At 61.6% G+C, this 17,488-nt stretch carries 19 protein-coding genes; 9 read left to right on the forward strand and 10 right to left on the reverse strand.

Features of this window, described 5'->3' with window-relative positions; translation table 11 throughout:
• Window positions 1-3: 3 nt before the first annotated feature.
• The 5 genes from ureG to ACU680_RS12930 all read right to left on the reverse strand — a co-directional run bounded on the left by ureG (window position 4) and on the right by ACU680_RS12930 (window position 3,373).
• On the reverse strand, window positions 4-618 hold the full coding sequence (gene ureG, locus ACU680_RS12910) for an urease accessory protein UreG (RefSeq protein WP_448179610.1): 615 nt from the start codon (window positions 616-618) through the stop codon (window positions 4-6).
• Window positions 619-641: 23 nt separating this feature from the next.
• Complete coding sequence (locus ACU680_RS12915; protein ID WP_448179611.1) at window positions 642-1,316, reverse strand: urease accessory protein UreF; 675 nt, start codon at window positions 1,314-1,316, stop codon at window positions 642-644.
• Window positions 1,313-1,813 carry an urease accessory protein UreE gene (gene ureE, locus ACU680_RS12920; protein WP_448179612.1) on the reverse strand — a complete coding sequence of 167 codons (501 nt, stop codon included), beginning with the start codon at window positions 1,811-1,813 and terminating at the stop codon, window positions 1,313-1,315. The genes ACU680_RS12915 and ureE overlap by 4 nt, the downstream gene beginning before the upstream one ends.
• Window positions 1,814-2,058: 245 nt before the next feature.
• The gene (locus ACU680_RS12925; protein WP_007966952.1) at window positions 2,059-2,691 is read right to left on the reverse strand and encodes a TetR family transcriptional regulator; all 633 of its coding nucleotides are present in this window, start codon (window positions 2,689-2,691) and stop codon (window positions 2,059-2,061) included.
• 175 nt (window positions 2,692-2,866) lie between these two features.
• Complete coding sequence (locus ACU680_RS12930; protein WP_448179613.1) at window positions 2,867-3,373, reverse strand: hypothetical protein; 507 nt, start codon at window positions 3,371-3,373, stop codon at window positions 2,867-2,869.
• Between the two features lie 385 nt (window positions 3,374-3,758).
• Here ACU680_RS12930 and ACU680_RS12935 point away from each other — a divergent pair, with 385 nt between their 5' ends.
• Complete coding sequence (locus ACU680_RS12935) at window positions 3,759-5,834, forward strand: AsmA family protein (protein WP_448179614.1); 2,076 nt, start codon at window positions 3,759-3,761, stop codon at window positions 5,832-5,834.
• A 174-nt stretch (window positions 5,835-6,008) separates the two neighbouring features.
• Here ACU680_RS12935 and ACU680_RS12940 read toward each other — a convergent pair whose 3' ends face one another.
• Together ACU680_RS12940 and ACU680_RS12945 are read right to left on the reverse strand one after the other, a co-directional pair.
• Window positions 6,009-6,542, reverse strand: a complete 534-nt coding sequence (locus tag ACU680_RS12940) for a ferritin-like domain-containing protein (protein ID WP_448179615.1) — start codon at window positions 6,540-6,542, stop codon at window positions 6,009-6,011.
• 94 nt (window positions 6,543-6,636) lie between these two features.
• Window positions 6,637-7,593, reverse strand: a complete 957-nt coding sequence (locus ACU680_RS12945) for a LysR substrate-binding domain-containing protein (RefSeq protein WP_448179616.1) — start codon at window positions 7,591-7,593, stop codon at window positions 6,637-6,639.
• A gap of 109 nt (window positions 7,594-7,702) precedes the next feature.
• Here ACU680_RS12945 and ACU680_RS12950 point away from each other — a divergent pair, with 109 nt between their 5' ends.
• The 3 genes from ACU680_RS12950 (at window position 7,703) to ACU680_RS12960 (ending at window position 9,629) form a co-directional block, all read left to right on the forward strand.
• Entirely contained in the window at window positions 7,703-8,341 is a 639-nt protein-coding gene (locus tag ACU680_RS12950; RefSeq protein ID WP_448179617.1) for an FMN-dependent NADH-azoreductase, read from the forward strand.
• Window positions 8,342-8,647 carry a DMT family transporter gene (locus ACU680_RS12955; RefSeq protein WP_448179618.1) on the forward strand — a complete coding sequence of 102 codons (306 nt, stop codon included), beginning with the start codon at window positions 8,342-8,344 and terminating at the stop codon, window positions 8,645-8,647.
• 91 nt (window positions 8,648-8,738) lie between these two features.
• The gene (locus tag ACU680_RS12960) at window positions 8,739-9,629 is read left to right on the forward strand and encodes an alpha/beta fold hydrolase (RefSeq protein ID WP_448179619.1); all 891 of its coding nucleotides are present in this window, start codon (window positions 8,739-8,741) and stop codon (window positions 9,627-9,629) included.
• 113 nt (window positions 9,630-9,742) lie between these two features.
• On the opposite strand, the gene ACU680_RS12965 is transcribed toward ACU680_RS12960, so the two are convergent.
• A complete protein-coding gene (locus ACU680_RS12965) occupies window positions 9,743-10,630 on the reverse strand; it encodes a DMT family transporter (RefSeq protein ID WP_003221189.1) in 888 nt (295 codons plus the stop codon).
• A gap of 96 nt (window positions 10,631-10,726) precedes the next feature.
• Between ACU680_RS12965 and ACU680_RS12970 the strand changes: the two genes are divergently transcribed.
• The 3 genes from ACU680_RS12970 to ACU680_RS12980 all read left to right on the forward strand — a co-directional run bounded on the left by ACU680_RS12970 (window position 10,727) and on the right by ACU680_RS12980 (window position 13,101).
• A complete protein-coding gene (locus ACU680_RS12970) occupies window positions 10,727-11,521 on the forward strand; it encodes an AraC family transcriptional regulator (protein WP_448179620.1) in 795 nt (264 codons plus the stop codon).
• A gap of 63 nt (window positions 11,522-11,584) precedes the next feature.
• Window positions 11,585-11,890, forward strand: coding sequence for a PsiF family protein (locus ACU680_RS12975; protein WP_007966973.1), 306 nt, complete (start codon window positions 11,585-11,587; stop codon window positions 11,888-11,890).
• A 197-nt stretch (window positions 11,891-12,087) separates the two neighbouring features.
• The gene (locus ACU680_RS12980) at window positions 12,088-13,101 is read left to right on the forward strand and encodes an AI-2E family transporter (RefSeq protein ID WP_027613551.1); all 1,014 of its coding nucleotides are present in this window, start codon (window positions 12,088-12,090) and stop codon (window positions 13,099-13,101) included.
• A gap of 149 nt (window positions 13,102-13,250) precedes the next feature.
• Here the strand turns inward: ACU680_RS12980 and ACU680_RS12985 are convergent, their stop codons facing one another.
• On the reverse strand, window positions 13,251-14,525 hold the full coding sequence (locus ACU680_RS12985) for an Hsp70 family protein (protein WP_098966982.1): 1,275 nt from the start codon (window positions 14,523-14,525) through the stop codon (window positions 13,251-13,253).
• A 291-nt stretch (window positions 14,526-14,816) separates the two neighbouring features.
• Between ACU680_RS12985 and ACU680_RS12990 the strand changes: the two genes are divergently transcribed.
• Both ACU680_RS12990 and ACU680_RS12995 read left to right on the forward strand, forming a co-directional pair.
• A complete protein-coding gene (locus tag ACU680_RS12990) occupies window positions 14,817-15,767 on the forward strand; it encodes a DnaJ C-terminal domain-containing protein (RefSeq protein ID WP_448179621.1) in 951 nt (316 codons plus the stop codon).
• Window positions 15,768-15,790: 23 nt separating this feature from the next.
• A complete protein-coding gene (locus tag ACU680_RS12995; RefSeq protein ID WP_003221201.1) occupies window positions 15,791-16,096 on the forward strand; it encodes a chaperone modulator CbpM in 306 nt (101 codons plus the stop codon).
• Between the two features lie 138 nt (window positions 16,097-16,234).
• Here the strand turns inward: ACU680_RS12995 and ACU680_RS13000 are convergent, their stop codons facing one another.
• Window positions 16,235-17,362, reverse strand: coding sequence for an ATP-binding protein (locus tag ACU680_RS13000; protein ID WP_448179622.1), 1,128 nt, complete (start codon window positions 17,360-17,362; stop codon window positions 16,235-16,237).
• Window positions 17,363-17,488 lie beyond the last annotated feature (126 nt).

Here is a 17,488-nt window from a genome sequence, read left to right on the forward strand (position 1 = left end):
AAGTCAGGCGGCGTTCAGCAGGCCCTGGCGTTCGATGAAGGCGATGATCTCTTCCAGGCCCTGACCGGTTTTCTGGTTGCTGAAGACGAATGGCTTGCCGTTGCGCATGCGTTTGGTATCGCTATCCATCATCTCCAGTGAGGCGCCGACCAGCGGCGCCAGGTCGATCTTGTTGATCACCAGCAGGTCGGACTTGCAGATCCCCGGCCCGCCCTTGCGTGGCAGCTTGTCGCCGGCGGAGACGTCGATCACGTAGATGGTCAGGTCCGACAGTTCGGGGCTGAAGGTCGCCGACAGGTTGTCGCCACCGGATTCCACCAGAATCAGGTCCAGCCCCGGAAAGCGCCGGTTCAGTTGATCGACCGCTTCGAGGTTGATCGAGGCGTCTTCGCGGATTGCCGTGTGCGGGCAGCCACCGGTTTCCACGCCGATGATTCGCTCGGGTGCCAGCGCTTGGTTGCGCACTAGAAAGTCGGCGTCTTCGCGGGTGTAGATGTCGTTGGTGACGACAGCCAGGTTGTAGCGATCACGCAGGGCCAGGCACAGGGCCAGGGTCAATGCGGTCTTGCCGGAACCGACCGGGCCGCCGATGCCGACGCGCAGGGGTTGTGTGTTCATGTGCTTCTCCAAAATGACAGGCTCTAAGAGCGAAACAGACGGCTGTACTGGCGCTCATGGGCCATGCACGCCAGGGACAGGCCGAACGCGGCACTGCCGATGTGTTCGGGATGGATGCGGGTGGCGTCCTGCTGCGCCTGTTGCAGCAGCGGCAGCAGTTCGCTGGTCAGGCGCTGGGCGGCTTGCTGGCCCAGCGGCAGGGTTTTCATCAATACCGCGAGCTGGTTTTCCAGCCAGCTCCACAGCCACGCGGCGAGCGCATCCTGCGGGTTGATGTGCCAGGCGCGGGCGGCGAGTGCCCAGCCGAGGGCCAGGTGTGGTTCGGCGCATTGTTCAAGAAAACTGCGGGCCGGCGCGTCGAGTTCCGGCAGACCGTTGAGCAACTGCTGCAGCGAGTAACCCATCTGCCGGCTCTCCAGATGCAACTCGCGGGTCTCGCGGCTGGCCCGGTGGGTTTCGCAGATGCGCGCCAACTCGGGCCAGTTTTCCTCGGCAGCGGCCTGACAATGGGCAAGCAGCAGCGGCGCTTCGAAGCGCGCGAGGTTGAGCAGCAACTGATCGCTGATCCAGCGGCGGGCGCTGTCCGGGTTGTTCACGCGGCCGTTATCCACCGCCATTTCCAGGCCTTGCGAATAGCTGTAGCCGCCAATCGGCAGTTGCGGACTGGCCAGGCGCAACAGCGCCCAGGCCGGATTCACAGGTGTACGCCGAACTGATGGAGTTTGGGCGCGTAGTTGAAATCTTCGTCGCCATGCCGCGAATGATGATGGCCGCCGCCGTAGGCCCCGTGTTCCGGCTGGAACGGCGCTTCAATCGCCTCGACCTGTGCGCCAAGCTGTTCGAGCATGGCCTTGAGCACATAGTCGTCGAGCAGGCGCAGCCAGCCATCGCCGACTTGCAAGGCGACGTGGCGGTTACCCAGATGATAGGCGGCGCGGGTCAGTTCGAAAGCATTGGCGCAGGTGACATGCAGCAGTTGCTCGGGGCGGGCGCAGACGCGGACGATGCGGCCGTCCTCGGCCTGCAGGCATTCGCCGTCATATAACGGTGCCTGACCGCGCTCCAGAAACAACCCGACGTCTTCGCCATCGGCACTGAAACAGCGCAGACGGCTTTTGCTCCGCGCTTCGAAGGTCAGGTGCAACTCGGCGGACCAGACAGGTTGAGGGTCGATTCTGCGATGAATCACCAGCATCGGAAAGCTTCCAGCAGTGGACTTGTAGATAGGGCTAGAGCAAGGGGCTTGCCAACCGGACCAGATGTAGGAAATCCCTGTCGGAGCGTAGAGGATGTTTCAAGATGTTGCAGAATTTTGGAAGGTTTTGGTGCGTGAAGATTTTTACATGCACCAATTTGTGGCTCATAAAAAAGATCGCAGCCTTCGGCAGCTCCTACAGGGAATGGGTGTAGGAGCTGCCGAAGGCTGCGATCTTTTGTTTTTTACTCGGTACTGCCCAGCCCTTGCCAGTGCTTGAGGCCGATAAAGATGAAGCGTAGCTGCTGAGTGATCTTCGCCTGTGGCGTCAGATGCTCCGGCAAGGCTTCGGCGGGTGGGTCGATAATGTCCGGCAGGGTGGCGAATACCGACTTGACGATCAGGTCGGCGATCACGCTCAGGCCGGCCGCATCCAGATGTTGCAGCTTGGGCATCAGCGTCAGGTCGGCCGCAAGGTCGGCGCTGATGTTTTCGCGCAGACGGCCAATCGCCTGACGCACCGGCAGCGAGCCGCCGTACTGCTCGCGCGCCAGAAACAGGAATTGCGAACGGTTGGCGCTGACCACGTCGAGGAAGATCCGCACCGAGGCATCGATGATGCCGCCCATGACGAATTCGTTGTGGCGGACCAGGCGGATGGTTTCGCGGAAGGTCTGGCCGACTTCACTGACCAGCACCAGACCGAGTTCGTCCATGTCGGCGAAATGCCGGTAGAAACCGGTGGGCACGATGCCGGCGGTCTTGGTCACTTCGCGCAGGCTCAGGCTGCCGAATCCTCGGCCGCTTTCCATCAAATGGCGGGCAGCGTCCATCAGGGCGTTGCGGGTCTGTTGTTTCTGTTCGGCGCGGGGCAGCATCGCAAAGGCGTTTTCTTAGGCAGGACAAGCGCCGCACTCTAGCAAATCGGCTTTGCCGGCGTCGAACGGCAGGGGGAGGGAGGTGAGCGGGGAAACGGGTTTTTGCGGATTGCAGTGCTGAAAAAATCAAAAGCCCAATCCGCTGATTGGGCTTTTTTTCCAGGCCGCCATGGGCTTAGCTCAAAGCGCTGTTGCGTTCGATCACACGGTCACCACCGCCTTCGGCAACGGCCTGGCCCAGTGGGGTTTTATCGAAACCGTCTTCGGCGAGGGTCTGACCTTGTGGGGTACGGTCACCGCCACCTTCAGCGAGGGTTTGGCCCTGTGGAGTGCGGTCGCCGCCATCGGATGCCAGAGTCTGACCTTGTGGCGTCTTGTCATAGCCGTCTTGCACCAGACCTTTCTCTTCCAGGCGATCACGGCCGCCTTTTGCTACAGCTTGACCTTGTGGGGTCTTGTCGTAGCCATCTTGTACCAGGCCTTTTTCTTCCAGACGATTACGGCCGTTTTCAGCCAGTGTCTGACCTTGTGGAGTACGGTCGCCGCCGTCCGCAGCAACAGTCTGGCTGAACACCGAGTGGCTGGCTTTCACTTGTGGGGTAGCCTGATCGGCAGCGGGCAGGGCGAAAGCAGTGCTGGCTAGCATCGACAGGGTAAGGCTGAGCAGTAATTGGCGTTTCATGATGGGTTGCTCCTTGGGAGGGCGATAAAGTGGGTACGAAGCCAATGCTACTCTCGATAAGTCGATATAAAAGTTCATAAACGCAATGGTAATAATCAACAGAATTGATTGTTCTGCCGAGGCGCTCTAGCTCGGGCGTTTGCGGACGGTGGTTTTGCACTGCAGTGGGTATTTTCGACTCACTCGCGCCTCGCAAATGTGCGGGCAGCGGTAACGCTGTTCGACCAATCGGTCAGCATTCGGGCGATTTTTTGCCGCGGAATCTATATTCCGATTAAACCTGCGCACTGTTTGCCAGTCGTAGATTTCATGAGGGCCGCTTTGGCCCGCCGTTTCAGCTGTACGTCGCGAAGTCGGCGTGCGGTCGTCATCAGGAGTTTTGTGCATGACGCGCACCGGAAAAATCTTCAGTTGGACCCTCGCCATCCTCGTACTGCTGCTGGCGGTACTGGTTCTGATCATCGTGTTCTTCGACTGGAACCGGATCAAACCGCCGCTCAACGCCAAAGTCTCGGAAGAACTGCATCGACCGTTCGCCATCAATGGCAACCTCGCGGTGATCTGGCAGCGCGAGCCGGAAGAGGGCGGTTGGCGCGCCTGGGTGCCGTGGCCGCACGTGGTGGCTGAGGACCTGACGCTGGGCAACCCGGACTGGTCGAAGCAGCCGCAGATGGTCACGCTCAAACGCGTGGAACTGCGCATCTCGCCGCTGGCCCTGCTGGCGCAACGGGTGACGATCCCGCGTATCGACCTGACCGAACCCAACGCGCAATTGCAACGCCTGGCCGATGGCCGCGCCAACTGGACGTTCAAGTTCGACCCGAAAGACCCGAATGCCGAACCGTCAAACTGGGTGGTGGACATCGGGGCGATCGGCTTCGACAAGGGCCACGTCACCCTGGATGACCAGACGCTGAAAACCAACCTCGACGTGGTGATTGATCCGCTGGGCAAGCCGATTCCGTTCAGCGATATCGTCGGTGACAAAGCCGCGAAGACTGCCCAGGACAAGGGCGCCGCGCCGCAGGACTATGCATTTGCGCTGAAGGTCAAAGGCCAGTACCACGGCCAGAATCTCACCGGTCAGGGCAAGATCGGCGGGCTGCTGGCGTTGCAGGACGCGAACAAACCGTTTCCGCTGCAGGCCCAGGCGAAGATCGGCGCCACCAGCATCGAACTGGCCGGCACCCTCACTGACCCGCTCAACCTCGGTGCCCTCGACCTGCGCCTGAAACTGGCCGGCGCCAGCCTCGGCAACCTCTATCCGCTGACCGGCGTGACCCTGCCGGATACGCCGCCGTATTCCACCGACGGTCACTTGATCGCCAAATTGCATGACGCCGCCGGGGCGAAATTCACCTACGAGCAGTTCAACGGCAAGATCGGCAGCAGCGATATTCATGGTGATCTGACCTACGTTGCCAGCCAGCCACGGCCCAAGCTCAGCGGTGCGCTGCTGTCCAATCAACTGCTGTTCGCCGACCTCGCGCCGCTGATTGGCGCCGACTCCAATGACAAGCAAAAGGCCCGCGGCGGCGAGAGCAAACAACCGACGGACAAAGTGCTGCCGGTGGAAGAGTTCAAGACCGACCGCTGGCGCGCCATGGACGCTGACGTCGAGTTCACCGGCAAGCGCATCGTCCACAGCGAGAAGCTGCCGTTTACCGACCTCTATACCCACCTGAAACTCAACGATGGCGAACTCAGCCTTGAGCCGCTGCGCTTCGGTGTGGCGGGTGGCAATCTGGACGCGCAGATCCGCCTCAATGGTCGCGCCGAACCGCTGGAAGGCCGGGCGAAACTGACCGCGCGCGGCTTCAAGCTCAAGCAGTTGTTCCCGACCTTCGAGCCGATGAAAACCAGCTTCGGTGAACTCAATGGCGACGCCGACATCAGCGGTCGCGGCAACTCGGTGGCCAAGCTGCTCGGCGGCGCCAATGGCCAGTTGAAGATGCTGATCAACGACGGTGCGATCAGCCGTGAGCTGATGGAACTGGCCGGTCTCAACGTCGGCAACTATGTGGTCGGCAAGATCTTTGGCGACAAGGAAGTGAAGATCAACTGCGCGGCGGCGGACTTCGACATCAAGACTGGCCTGGCGACCACGCGGCTGTTTGTGTTCGACACCGAGAACGCCATCATCTACATCGACGGCACGGCGAACATGGCCACCGAGCAACTGGACCTGACCGTAACGCCGGAATCCAAGGGCTGGCGCCTGATTTCGCTGCGTTCACCGTTGTACGTGCGCGGCAAGTTCATCAAGCCGGATGCTGGCGTGAAGGCCGTGCCGTTGATGCTGCGTGGGGCGGGGATGGTCGCGCTGGGCGTGATTGCCGCACCCGCGGCGGGGCTGCTGGCGCTGGTGGCGCCGAGCGGTGGGGAGCCTAATCAGTGCGCGCCGCTGCTTGAGCAGATGAAGGCGGGCAAGGCGCCCGTGACCGTCAAGCCAACCAAGTAAGGCAAGAGCAAAAGATCGCAGCCTGCGGCAGCTCCTACAGTGGATTGTATGAGCTGCCGCAGGCTGCGATCTTTTTGCTTCTGTTGCGGCCCCTTCGCGAGCAGGATCGCTCCCACATTTGAAATGGATTCCAGTGTGGGAGCGAGCTTGCTCGCGAAGGCGGTTTTGGAAGGCTTACAAGTCTTTCAAAATGTCGGCCATATCATCCGCATGCTCTTCTTCCTGGGCGAGGATGTCTTCGAAGATGCGCCGGGTAGTCGGGTCTTTTTCGCCGATGTACTGAATGATTTCGCGGTAGCTGTCGATGGCGATCCGTTCGGCCACCAGGTCTTCGTAGACCATTTCCTTCAAGGTGTTCCCGGCCACGTACTGGGCGTGGGACATTTTCGACAGCAGGTCCGGATTGAACTCCGGTTCGCCACCCAGTTGCACGATGCGCTCGGCCAGACGGTCGGCGTGTTGTGCTTCCTGGGTTGCATGTTCGAGGAATTCTTCGGCGGCCACGTGAGCCTTCACGCCGTTGGCCATGAAGTAGTGACGTTTGTAACGCAGCACGCAGACCAGTTCGGTGGCCAGCGACTCATTGAGCAGGCGCAGCACCTCGTCACGGTCGGCGCTGTATCCCTCGGTTACCGCGCCGTTCTCGACGTGTTGCCGTGCGCGTGCGCGCAGGGTTTGAACATCAGACAAATGCAGGTCATCGCTCATTTCGATCTCCAGGAGGCTAATCCAATGGGCGCCACGCTCTTCAGGCGTGATCGCATACCCTGGTTGTGAGTCCTGCGCGATCGAAAAAGTTTTATCAGATTTCCAGCGTCCCCCCTGCAGGCGCTGCCGAAGGCTGCGATCTTGGCGTGAGCCCCGACAACACGGCCTCCTCCTGTAACCAGGCAAAAAACGCCCGCACCGGCGGATGCCGCTCGCGCCCTGGCACACACAAAGCGCTGTACCCGGCACCATCGACCTGCACCTGCCCTTTGTACGGCACCAGCAACCCGCTGGCGACGCTTTGCGACACCAGAATATTGCTCGCCAGCACCAGACCTTGCCCGGCAATCGCCGCTTGCAGGGCGTAATGTTCCTCGTCGTATTCACGGATCGCCGGATGCTGATTCAGCCACGACTCGCCGGAGCGGGCGCACCAGGCTTCCCAGCCGTGGGCATATAGCTTCGAGTTGTGCCAGCGCACGCTGATCAGCGCCGGCGTGCGTCGGGCGGCCAGCGCCACCTGCTCCGGCGAGCCATATACACCGAAGGACTCATCGAACAGGCACAGACCGTAGAGATTGGGGTAATCGTCGAGGCTGTAGCGCAGCACCAGATCGACGCTGGCGTCCTGATGCAGGTCGATGACTTCGCAGTGGGTATCGAGGCGCACGTTGATGTTCGGGTGTTGCGCATAAAAACGCCCGAGGCGCGGCACCAGCCACAGCGCGGCAAACGCGGCGGTGGTCGATAACGTCAGGCTGGCGCCACTGCGTTGCGGACGCAGGGTGTCGACGCTTTGCGCCACTTCCAGCAGCGCGCCGTGCAGGCTGCGAAACAGCCGCTCGCCACCTTCCGTCAGGCGCACCTGACGTGGCAAGCGTTCGAACAGCGCCACGCCGAGCCAGTCTTCCAGCGCGCGAATCTGATGAGAAATCGCCGTCGGTGTGACCGACAATTCCTCGGCGGCGGCCTTGAAGCTCAGCAGGCGCGAAGCGGATTCGAAGGCGCGCAGGGCGGTCAGCGGCAACGAGGCGAACATTGAGAACTCCATGGATGAAATGAATTCATCCCGACTGATTTTTGCTCATTTGAATGGACGCGGCCACGCGTTTCAAGCTGCAAGCCACAAGCCGTTTGATTCTAGTCCGGAGGAAATACAGATGAGCAAAATTCTTGCGATCCATGCCAGCCCACGGGGTGATCGTTCGCATTCACGGCGCCTGGCAGAAAGCTTTCTCAGCGCCTGGCAAGTGCGCCATCCCCAGGCGCAGGTCACCCGCCGCGAAGTCGGGCGCGTCTTGATCCCGCCGGTCAATGAAGCCTTTGTCGCGGCTGCGTTTCATCCTGAACCCGAGGCGCGTCCACTGTCGATGCAGGCCGATCTGGCGCTTAGCGATCAGTTGGTCGGCGAGTTGTTCGAACACGATCTGCTGCTGATTTCCACGCCGATGTACAACTTCAGCGTGCCCAGCGGCCTCAAGGCCTGGGTCGATCAGATTGTGCGTCTGGGCCTGACATTCGACCACACCCTGGACAACGGCGTGGCCCAATACACCCCGCTGCTGCAGGGCAAGAAAGCGCTGATCGTCACCAGTCGCGGCGGTTTCGGCTTCGGTCCGGGAGGTGAGCTGGAGGCCCTGAACCACGCCGATCCATGGCTGCGTACGGCGTTGGGGTTCATCGGCATCAACGACGTCACCGTGGTCGCGGCCGAGGGCGAAGAGTCTGCCGAGCGCACCTTTGCAGTGTCGGTGGCCGAGGCCGAGCAGCGTTTGCTCGACCTCGCCCGGGCGTTCTAGATGGCCTGGCTGTTCTTGCTGATCGCCGCCGGGTTTGAGGTGACCTTCGCCATGGGCATGAAGTACGCCGAAGGCTTCACCCGCCTGTGGCCGTCGCTGATCACGGTGGTGGCGGCGATTGGCGGAATCTACTTCCTGACGTTGGCGCTGCGCGAGTTGCCGGTGAGCATCGCCTACCCGATCTGGACGGCCATCGGCTCGCTGGGCACGGTGTGTCTCGGTTTTGCCCTGCTCGGCGAGAGCCTGACTCTGGTCAAACTGCTGTCGGTGGGGCTGATTGTGGCGGGGGTGGTGGGCCTGAAGTAGGCTGATGGTGCAGTTGTCATCATCAGGGAGGAGGCTTGGCGGGCGTTTTGCACGTCTGGCATCCACTCAGCGACCACAAGGATGTTTGCCCATGTCACAAGGTTCGGCGACACGTTATCCACTGGTGCTGGTGCCGGGCATGCTCGGGTTTATCCGGCTGCTGCTGTATCCGTACTGGTACGGGATCATCAAGGCGTTGCGTCGTGGCGGGGCGACAGTAATTGCGGTGCAGGTGTCGCCGCTCAATTCCACCGAGGTGCGTGGCGAGCAGTTGCTGGCGCGCATCGACGAGATTCTGCGCGAGACCGGCGCTGCCAGGGTCAATCTGTTCGGCCACAGCCAGGGCTCGCTGACCGCGCGTTATGCCGCCGCGAAACGGCCGGATCTGGTCGCTTCGGTGACGTCCGTGGCCGGGCCCAATCATGGTTCGGAACTGGCCGACTATCTGCAGCAACACTACCCGGCGAACACTGCCAAGGGGCGTCTGCTCGAAGCGCTGCTGCGGGTTGTCGGCTGGCTGATGGCATTGCTGGAAACCGGTTACCACGGGCCGAAACTGCCGGTGGATATCCACGCCTCGCATCAATCGCTCACCAGCGAAGGGGTGGCGCTGTTCAATCAGCGTTATCCACAGGGCCTGCCCGAAACCTGGGGCGGACACGGGCCGGAGGAGGTCGACGGCGTGCGCTATTACTCGTGGTCGGGGACGTTGCAACCGGGCAAGTCCGATCGCGGTGGCAACCTGTTCGACGGCACCAACCGCAGCTGCCGCTTGTTCGCGAAAACCTTCGTGCGCGAGCCAGGGCAGTGTGACGGGATGGTCGGGCGCTACAGCTCGCACCTCGGCACGGTAATTGGCGATGACTATCCGCTGGATCACTTCGACATCGTCAATCAGTCGCTGGGGCTGGTGGGCAAAGGGGCGGATCCGGTGCGGCTGTTTGTCGAGCATGCGGCGCGACTCAAGGCTGCTGGCGTTTAACCTGCTCTTGTGGCGAGGGAGCTTGCTCCCGCTGGACTGCGCAGCAGGCCCCGGCTTTAAAAGGGGCCGCTTCGCGCCCCAGCGGGAGCAAGCTCCCTCGCCACAGGAATTTGTCAGGCAACGCTGATCCGGCGGCCCAGCACCGTGGTCCAGCGCTCAGACAAAATCACCCCACCCAACGTCAACACCCCACCCACCAGGTGATACATCGCCAACTGCTCCTTCAACACCACCGCCGCAATCAGCGCGGTGATCAGCGGCAGCAAGTTAAAGAACAACGTGGTGCGGCTCGGCCCCAGACGCTGCACCGCCTGCATCCACGCCAGCGGCGCAAGCATTGACGCCAGCAGGCACGCGTACAGCACCAGCGGAATGTTCTGCGCGGTGAAGCCGGTTTTCGGCGAGGCGGCGTACAGCGGAAACAGCACCACAATCGCCACCAGCACCTGCAGGTACAGCAACACCAGCGGCGGCAAACGCAGCTGCCATTTTTTCAGCAGGGTGCTGTAGATCGCGTAGGCCAGGGTGGCGATCAGCATCATCGCGTCACCCAGGTTCACCCCGTGTTGCAGCAGCGCGCCGAGGCTGCCGGACGACACCACCACCAGCACCCCGGCGAACGACAGCACTGCGCCGAACAAGGCCCCGGCGGTCAGGCGCTGGCCGAGACTGATGATCGCCATGGCCAGCGACATCAGTGGCATCAGCGACAGGATGATGCCCATGTTGGTCGCGGTGGTCAGGGTCGCGGCGAAGTAGGCCAGGCTTTGATAGACCGCCATGCCCAGCACGCCGAGGATGAAGATCTTGCCCAGGTTGGGGCGGATCTGCGGCCAGTGCGCGATCACCGCTTTGAGCATGAAAGGCGTGAACAACAGGCCGGCGAGCAGCCAGCGGTAGAAACCGATCTCGGCGGGGAAGATCGCCCCGACCGCCAGTTTGTTGATCACGGTATTGCCGGCCCAGATGAAAATCGCCAGCAGGGGAAACGCGTATTGCATGGGTTAAAACCAGAACGTTGATGAACGCTGATTATCCCTTGTCTGGATGCAGGCCTATACTGCGAACCGGACAACCTGCCTCTGCAACCGGACAGCATGAACAGTAAACACATCGATTTGCTGGATTTCAGCGAACTGCCGTCAGCGGTGTACTTCCGCTATGCCGACTTCAACGCCCATGAATACGCCGCGCCGCACCGCCATCCGTGGGGCACGCTGGAGTACGCGGCCCACGGTGTGCTGCACATGGACGTCGACGGCAGTCGCTTCATGTCGCCGCCGCACTACGCGGTGTGGGTGCCGCCGCAGGTCGAGCACAGTTTCTACAGCCATCAGCCGGTCAACTATCGTGCGGTGTGCCTTGATCCGAAGGTCTGCGCCGATCTGCCGACGCGCGCTTGCACCCTGGCGATCAGCGACATCCTCAAGGCGATTCTCAAGGACTTCGCCGCCCGCGACGTGAAAATCCCCGAACTCGACGCTGACCAGCGTCTGGCCCAGGTGCTGGTCGATCAACTGCAACAGGCGCCGGTGCATGAGTGTTATCTGCCGTACGCAAGCAATCCCGGCTTGCTGGCGATTCTCGACGCCTTGCAGGCCGATCCAGGGAACAACCAGCCGCTGGCCCACTGGGCGGCGCAGGTACACGTCAGTGAACGCACGCTGGCCCGGCAGTTCGTGCGCGAACTGGGACTGAGTTTCGGCGAATGGCGTCAGCGCCTGCGTTATCTCGCGGCCATCGAGGCGCTGGAAGGTACCCGCAGCGTGCAGGAAATCGCCTTCGATCTCGGCTACAGCAGCGGCTCGGCGTTCATTGCCATGTTTGCCCGGCAGGCCGGGTGTACGCCGGAACAATACCGACGTAGCCACCTGGAAGGCAGGAAGGTGTAACAAGATTTGGCTACACTTCAGCGGAGGTCGCATCCATCGATGCGGCGACAAGGAGAAAACTCCATGAAGATGTTGCGTGTGCCTTTGTTGATGATCGGTCTGCTCCTGTGTTCCCAGGGTTTCGCCGCCACGGCGCAACAGAACAAAATGACCACCTGCAATGCTGACGCTACCGCCAAAAGCCTCAAGGGCGACGAGCGCAAGACTTTCATGAGCACCTGTCTCAAGGCTGCACCGGCCGCCAATGACGGAAAAGTGCTGACCCCGCAGCAGGAAAAAATGAAAACCTGCAACGCCGACGCGAAAACCAAGGCGCTGACCGGCGATGCGCGCAAGACCTTCATGAGTGATTGCCTGAAGAAAAAGTAAGCACTTGAGTCTTGTGGTGAGCGGGCTGGCGTCTTCGCGAGCAAGCTCGCTCCCACAGGAGTGCGCATTCCAATGTGGGAGCGAGCTTGCTCGCGAAGGGGCCATTGAGCGCGACAATAGCCCCTGCATATCCCTAGTGCTCTCCCCGGATCGCTGGCAGACTGCCAATCCTTTTACGCCGTTCGTTTTGAGGCTGTATGCCAACGTTTTCTGAGCGTCATGTTGTGTTCTGGGTCAGTTGCATCATCATTTGTGGCGGTCTGCTGCTGGCGTTGCCGCTGCGCTTGTTGCCCAGCCTGCTGGCCGGTCTGCTGGTGTTCGAGCTGGTCAACATGCTCACCCCGCAACTGCAACGGCTGATCGAAGGCCGGCGTGCGCGCTGGCTGGCGGTGGCGCTGCTGGGCACGCTGGTGGTCAGTGTGCTGGCGCTGATCTTTGCCGGCGCCATCAGTTTCCTGCTGCACGAAGCGGAAAACCCCGGCGCCTCGCTCGACAAATTCATGGGTGTGGTGGACCGCGCGCGCGGGCAACTGCCGCCGTTCCTTGATGCCTACCTGCCGGCCAGCGCTGCGGAATTTCGCGTGGCCATCGGCGAATGGGCGAGCAAGCATCTGTCCGAGCTGCAACTGGTAGGCAAGGACGCGGCGCACATGTTCGTCACCCTGCTGATCGGCATGGTCCTCGGCGCGATCATTGCCCTGCAGCGAGTACCGGACCTGACCAAGCGCAAACCGCTGGCCGCCGCCCTGTTCGACCGTCTGCACCTGGTGGTTCAAGCTTTTCGCAACATCGTCTTCGCGCAGATCAAGATTTCTCTGCTGAACACGTTCTTTACCGCGATTTTCCTGGTGGTGGTCCTGCCGCTGTTCGGCATCAAGCTGCCGCTGACCAAGACCCTGATCGTCCTTACCTTCCTGCTCGGCCTGCTGCCGGTGATCGGCAACCTGATGTCGAACACCTTGATCACCATCGTCGGCCTGTCGCTGTCGATCTGGGTGGCGGTGGCGGCGCTGGGTTACCTGATCTTTATCCACAAGCTCGAATACTTCCTCAACGCGCGCATCGTCGGCGGGCAGATCAGTGCCAAGTCGTGGGAATTGCTGCTGGCGATGCTGGTGTTCGAAGCCGCGTTCGGCCTGCCGGGAGTGGTGGCGGGGCCGATTTACTACGCGTATCTGAAGAGTGAGTTGAAGCTGGGCGGGATGGTGTAGGGCGATCCACTGTGGCGAGGGAGCTTGCTCCCGCTGGGGCGCGAAGCGCCCCCGCTCCTTGAATCAAAAGCCTGGGCCTGCTGCGCAGTCCAGCGGGAGCAAGCTCCCTCGCCACAAGGTGTGTGATCAGACCATTACAGGTTGTGTGATCAGGCCATCGAGCCGTAACGCTTCATCGCCTCAATCGCCAGACCGCTGCCAATGCTGCCAAAGATATTCCCTTCCACATGCCGTGCATTCGGCAGCATCGCCGAAACACTGTTGCGCAGCGCCGGAATGCCGCTCGAACCACCGGTGAAGAACACCGTATCGACCTGAGCCACCGACACGTTGGCATCGTTCAACAGCTGCGTGACGCTGCCGCGCACGCGTTCAAGCAGGGCGTCGATCGACGATTCGAACAGGGCGCGGCTCAGTTCCACGCTCAGGCCCGGCTCGATACGGTCCAGCGGCACGTGGCGGCTGTCGGCGTGGGTCAGCTGGATCTTGGTTTCTTCGACTTCCATCGCCAGCCAGTGCCCGGCGCGCTGCTCGATCAGCTTGAACAGACGGTCGATACCGCCGGTGTCTTCGATGTCGTAGCGCATGCTACCCAGCGCCAGGGTGGATTTCTGCGAGTACACCGAGTTGATGGTGTGCCAGGTCGCCAGGTTCATGTGGTGGCTGGTCGGCATGTAGGCGCCGCTCTTCATCCGGCTGCCGTAGCCGAACAGCGGCATCAGGCCTTGCAGGCTCAGCTGTTTGTCGAAGTCGGTCCCGCCGATGTGCACGCCGCCGGTGGCGAGGATGTCATCGTGGCGGTTGTCCATGCCGCGACGCTCGGGCGACAGGCGCACCAGCGAGAAGTCGGACGTACCACCGCCGATGTCGACGATCAGCACCAGCTCTTCTTTTTCGATGGTCGACTCGTAGTCGAATGCCGCAGCGATCGGTTCGTACTGGAACGACACGTCTTTGAAGCCGAGTTTGCGCGCCACTTCCACCAACGTGTCTTCGGCTTCCTGGTCGGCCAGCGGGTCGTCATCGACGAAGAACACCGGGCGGCCCAGCACCACTTGTTCGAATTCCCGACCGGCGGCGGTTTCTGCGCGGCTCTTGAGCTGACCGATGAACAGCCCCAGCAAGTCCTTGAACGGCATCGCGGTGCCGAGCACGCTGGTGTCGTGCTTGATCAGCTTGGAACCGAGCAGGCTCTTGAGCGAGCGCATCAACCGGCCTTCGTAGCCTTCCAGGTATTCGTGCAGGGCCAGGCGACCGTACACCGGACGGCGCTCTTCGATGTTGAAGAACACCACCGACGGCAGGGTGATCTTGTCGTCTTCCAGCGCGATCATCGTTTCCATGCCGGGGCGCAGCCAGCCGACGGTGGAGTTGGAGGTGCCGAAGTCGATGCCGCAGGCACGGGCTGGAGAGGCGTTGTTCATGTCTTTCGGGTTCCGGTCAAAAAACGGCCGCGCAGTGTATGTCAGTGCGCGGCAGATTCGAAGGCCGGTCATCTGCTATTTCACGACTAAGCTTCTTGAAAGTCGCAGCTTCGCCCCAAACTTGCTGGCATGGGCCGGCAGACATACCGGCGGTCGCAAGAACCGTCGTCCACTGCCGATAAACTTCTGCTGCGCCACCCGGTCACAAAGTTGAGATCGGTCAACCCGGCACGCGCGAATGAGCGCATGCTGGCCTCGGCGCGAAATCGATAACGGATGGTGATTCCTTCGATGGACTTCAAAGACTATTACAAGATACTCGGCGTGGAGCCGACAGCGGACGACAAGGCGATCAAGGCTGCCTATCGCAAGCTGGCGCGCAAATACCACCCCGATGTCAGCAAGGAAAAAGACGCCGAGGCCAAGTTCAAGGACGCCTCGGAAGCCTATGAAGCGCTGAAAAGCGCCGACAAACGCGCCGAATACGACGACCTGCGCCGCTATGGCCAGCACGGTCAGCCGTTCCAGGGCCCACCGGGCTGGCAGAGCCGTGGCGGCTTTGGTGGCGGCGGTGGCGACACCGGCGATTTCTCGGACTTCTTCAGTTCGATCTTCGGCAATCGCGGCCCCGGTTTCGGTGGCGGCGAGGGTCGGCAATCACGCAGTGCAGGGCGCCGAGGGCAAGACGTGGAAATGGAACTGCCGATCTTCCTCGAGGAAACGCTCTCGAATGAATCGAAGAAGGTCAGCTTTCAGGTCCCGCAATACAACGCCAACGGTCAGCACGTCAGCAACACCAGCAAGAGCCTGAACGTGAAGATCCCGGCGGGCGTGACCGACGGCGAGCGCATCCGCCTCAAAGGCCAGGGCGCACCGGGCATCGGTGGCGGGGCCAATGGCGATCTGTACCTGACCATTCGCTTTGCGCCGCACCCGAAATTCGATGTCGAAGGCGAAAATCTGATCATCACCTTGCCATTGGCACCGTGGGAGCTGGCGCTGGGCGCTGAAGTCGCCGTGCCGACCCTGACCGGCAAGATCAACCTCAAGGTTCCGGCCGGCAGCCAGAACGGCCAGCGCATGCGCGCCAAGGGTCATGGTCTGAAAAACAAGGCCGGTGAGCGCGGTTACCTGTTCGTGCAGCTCAAGGCCGTGATGCCGAAAACCTCCGACGACGAGGTCAAGGCGCTGTGGCAGGAACTGGCGAAGAAAGCCGCGTTCAACCCGCGAGAGAACTTCTGAACCCGACGACGGAGTAGCCCATCATGAGCAGCCCCCTGATCGTTCAACTGGACATGGCAGAATTCTGTGAGGCGGCCGATCTGTCGGACGTCTACGTGATCGAAATCGTCGAACACGGCATCCTCGAACCTCAGGGCGCGCAGCCCCGGGAATGGCGGTTCACCGACTACGAGCTGAGCCTGGCCAAGCGCGCCGCGAAGTTGCGGCGCGAGCTGGAGCTGGAGTGGGAGGGCGTCGCGCTGGCACTGAATCTGCTGGAGGAAGTGCATGAGCTGCGGGCGGAGAACCGCATGCTCAGGCAGCGCTTGGGGCGGCTGGTGGTCGAATAGGTTATCGGTGGTATTGGCCGGCCTCATCGCTGGCAAGCCAGCTCCCACAAGGAACCCTGTCGTACACAAAGTTTGTATTCGACGCCGGACCTGTGGGAGCTGGCTTGCCAGCGATGAATACTCCGTAGATTTCCCTGCTTAAACCGTTCTGGGCAACACCACACTGAACAGCGTCCCGTCAGCCTCACTCGAGCTGACATCGATCGTCCCGCCATGGGCGGTCACCACTTCCTTGACAATGAACAAGCCCAATCCGAGGCTGGTCGACGGCTGCCCGAGTTCTTCGTCGGCGCTGCGTACCAACGGGTCGAAAATGGTGCCGATAGCCTCTTCGGAAATCGGTGTGCCGTAGTTGTGCACCGACAGGCACACACAGTCGCCCTCGCCACGCAGATCGAGCGTCACGTCACGCTGGCTGGCACCGTGCTGCAAGGCATTGCCGATCAGGTTCTGCAGTAACTGGTCGATTCGCCCGGCGTCCCACACCCCGCGGGTGTCACCATGCACCGTGAGCCTGGGATCGGATTGCGGATGACCGGCGCAGGCTTCGGCAATTGCCGCTCGCGCTGCAACGGCCAGATCCATCGGGGCGGGCTCGATCGGCAGGCTACGGCCCAGACGACTGCGCACCAGTTCCAGCAGATCACTGACCATCGCCGCCATGTGCCGCGCGCCACGCTTGATATGCAGAGCACAGGCCAATGCATCGCCCTCAAGACTGGATTTGCGCAGCAGCAGTTCGGTGGACATGCTCACCGCCTGCAGCGGCGCGCGCAGGTCATGGCCAAGAATGGCGAGGAAAATGTCCCGCGAGCGGTTGACCTGCTCGGCGTAAGCCGCAGTGGATTCGGCGAGGGCTTCGTCGATGGCCTCATTGAAGCGGATCATGTCCTGGAAATAGGTCATGTCCGGCGATTCAAGGCTGTTGGCCCACAGGCGAATCACGCAGGCGCGCAAATGGCGGAATTCGCTGGTCATCTGCACCAGGTCAAAACCGACGGTGTGGCGCAGTTCGCCATGGCTGGCGCCGGCCTCGTCCAGGCTCGGGGTCTTTTCCGGGCCTTCGCCCTTGGCTTTGGCAGCCTGTTCGGCGGGGCTTTGCGGTTTGTTCATGTCGCGGGCGGCGGCCCGCAGAATCTCGCTGGCGTGATCGCGCAGCGCAGTGGAATCCAGATAGTCGGCGGCCGGCGTGATGGTCGCGGCGAACTGTTCCCACTCATCGACGATAGGGTCGATATTGGCCACGATGAACTCGGAAAGACGCATGGGCAGTTCCTGAAAAAAGGCGGAGCGAATCGAATATTAGTCCCTTTGGCGGGAAATACACGACCGTTTGCACGGTGCTTTTCCAGCACCATGAAAAAGGCCCCGGGAGCGTGCGCAAGACACAAC

This window comes from Pseudomonas sp. LF020, assembly GCF_053456425.1.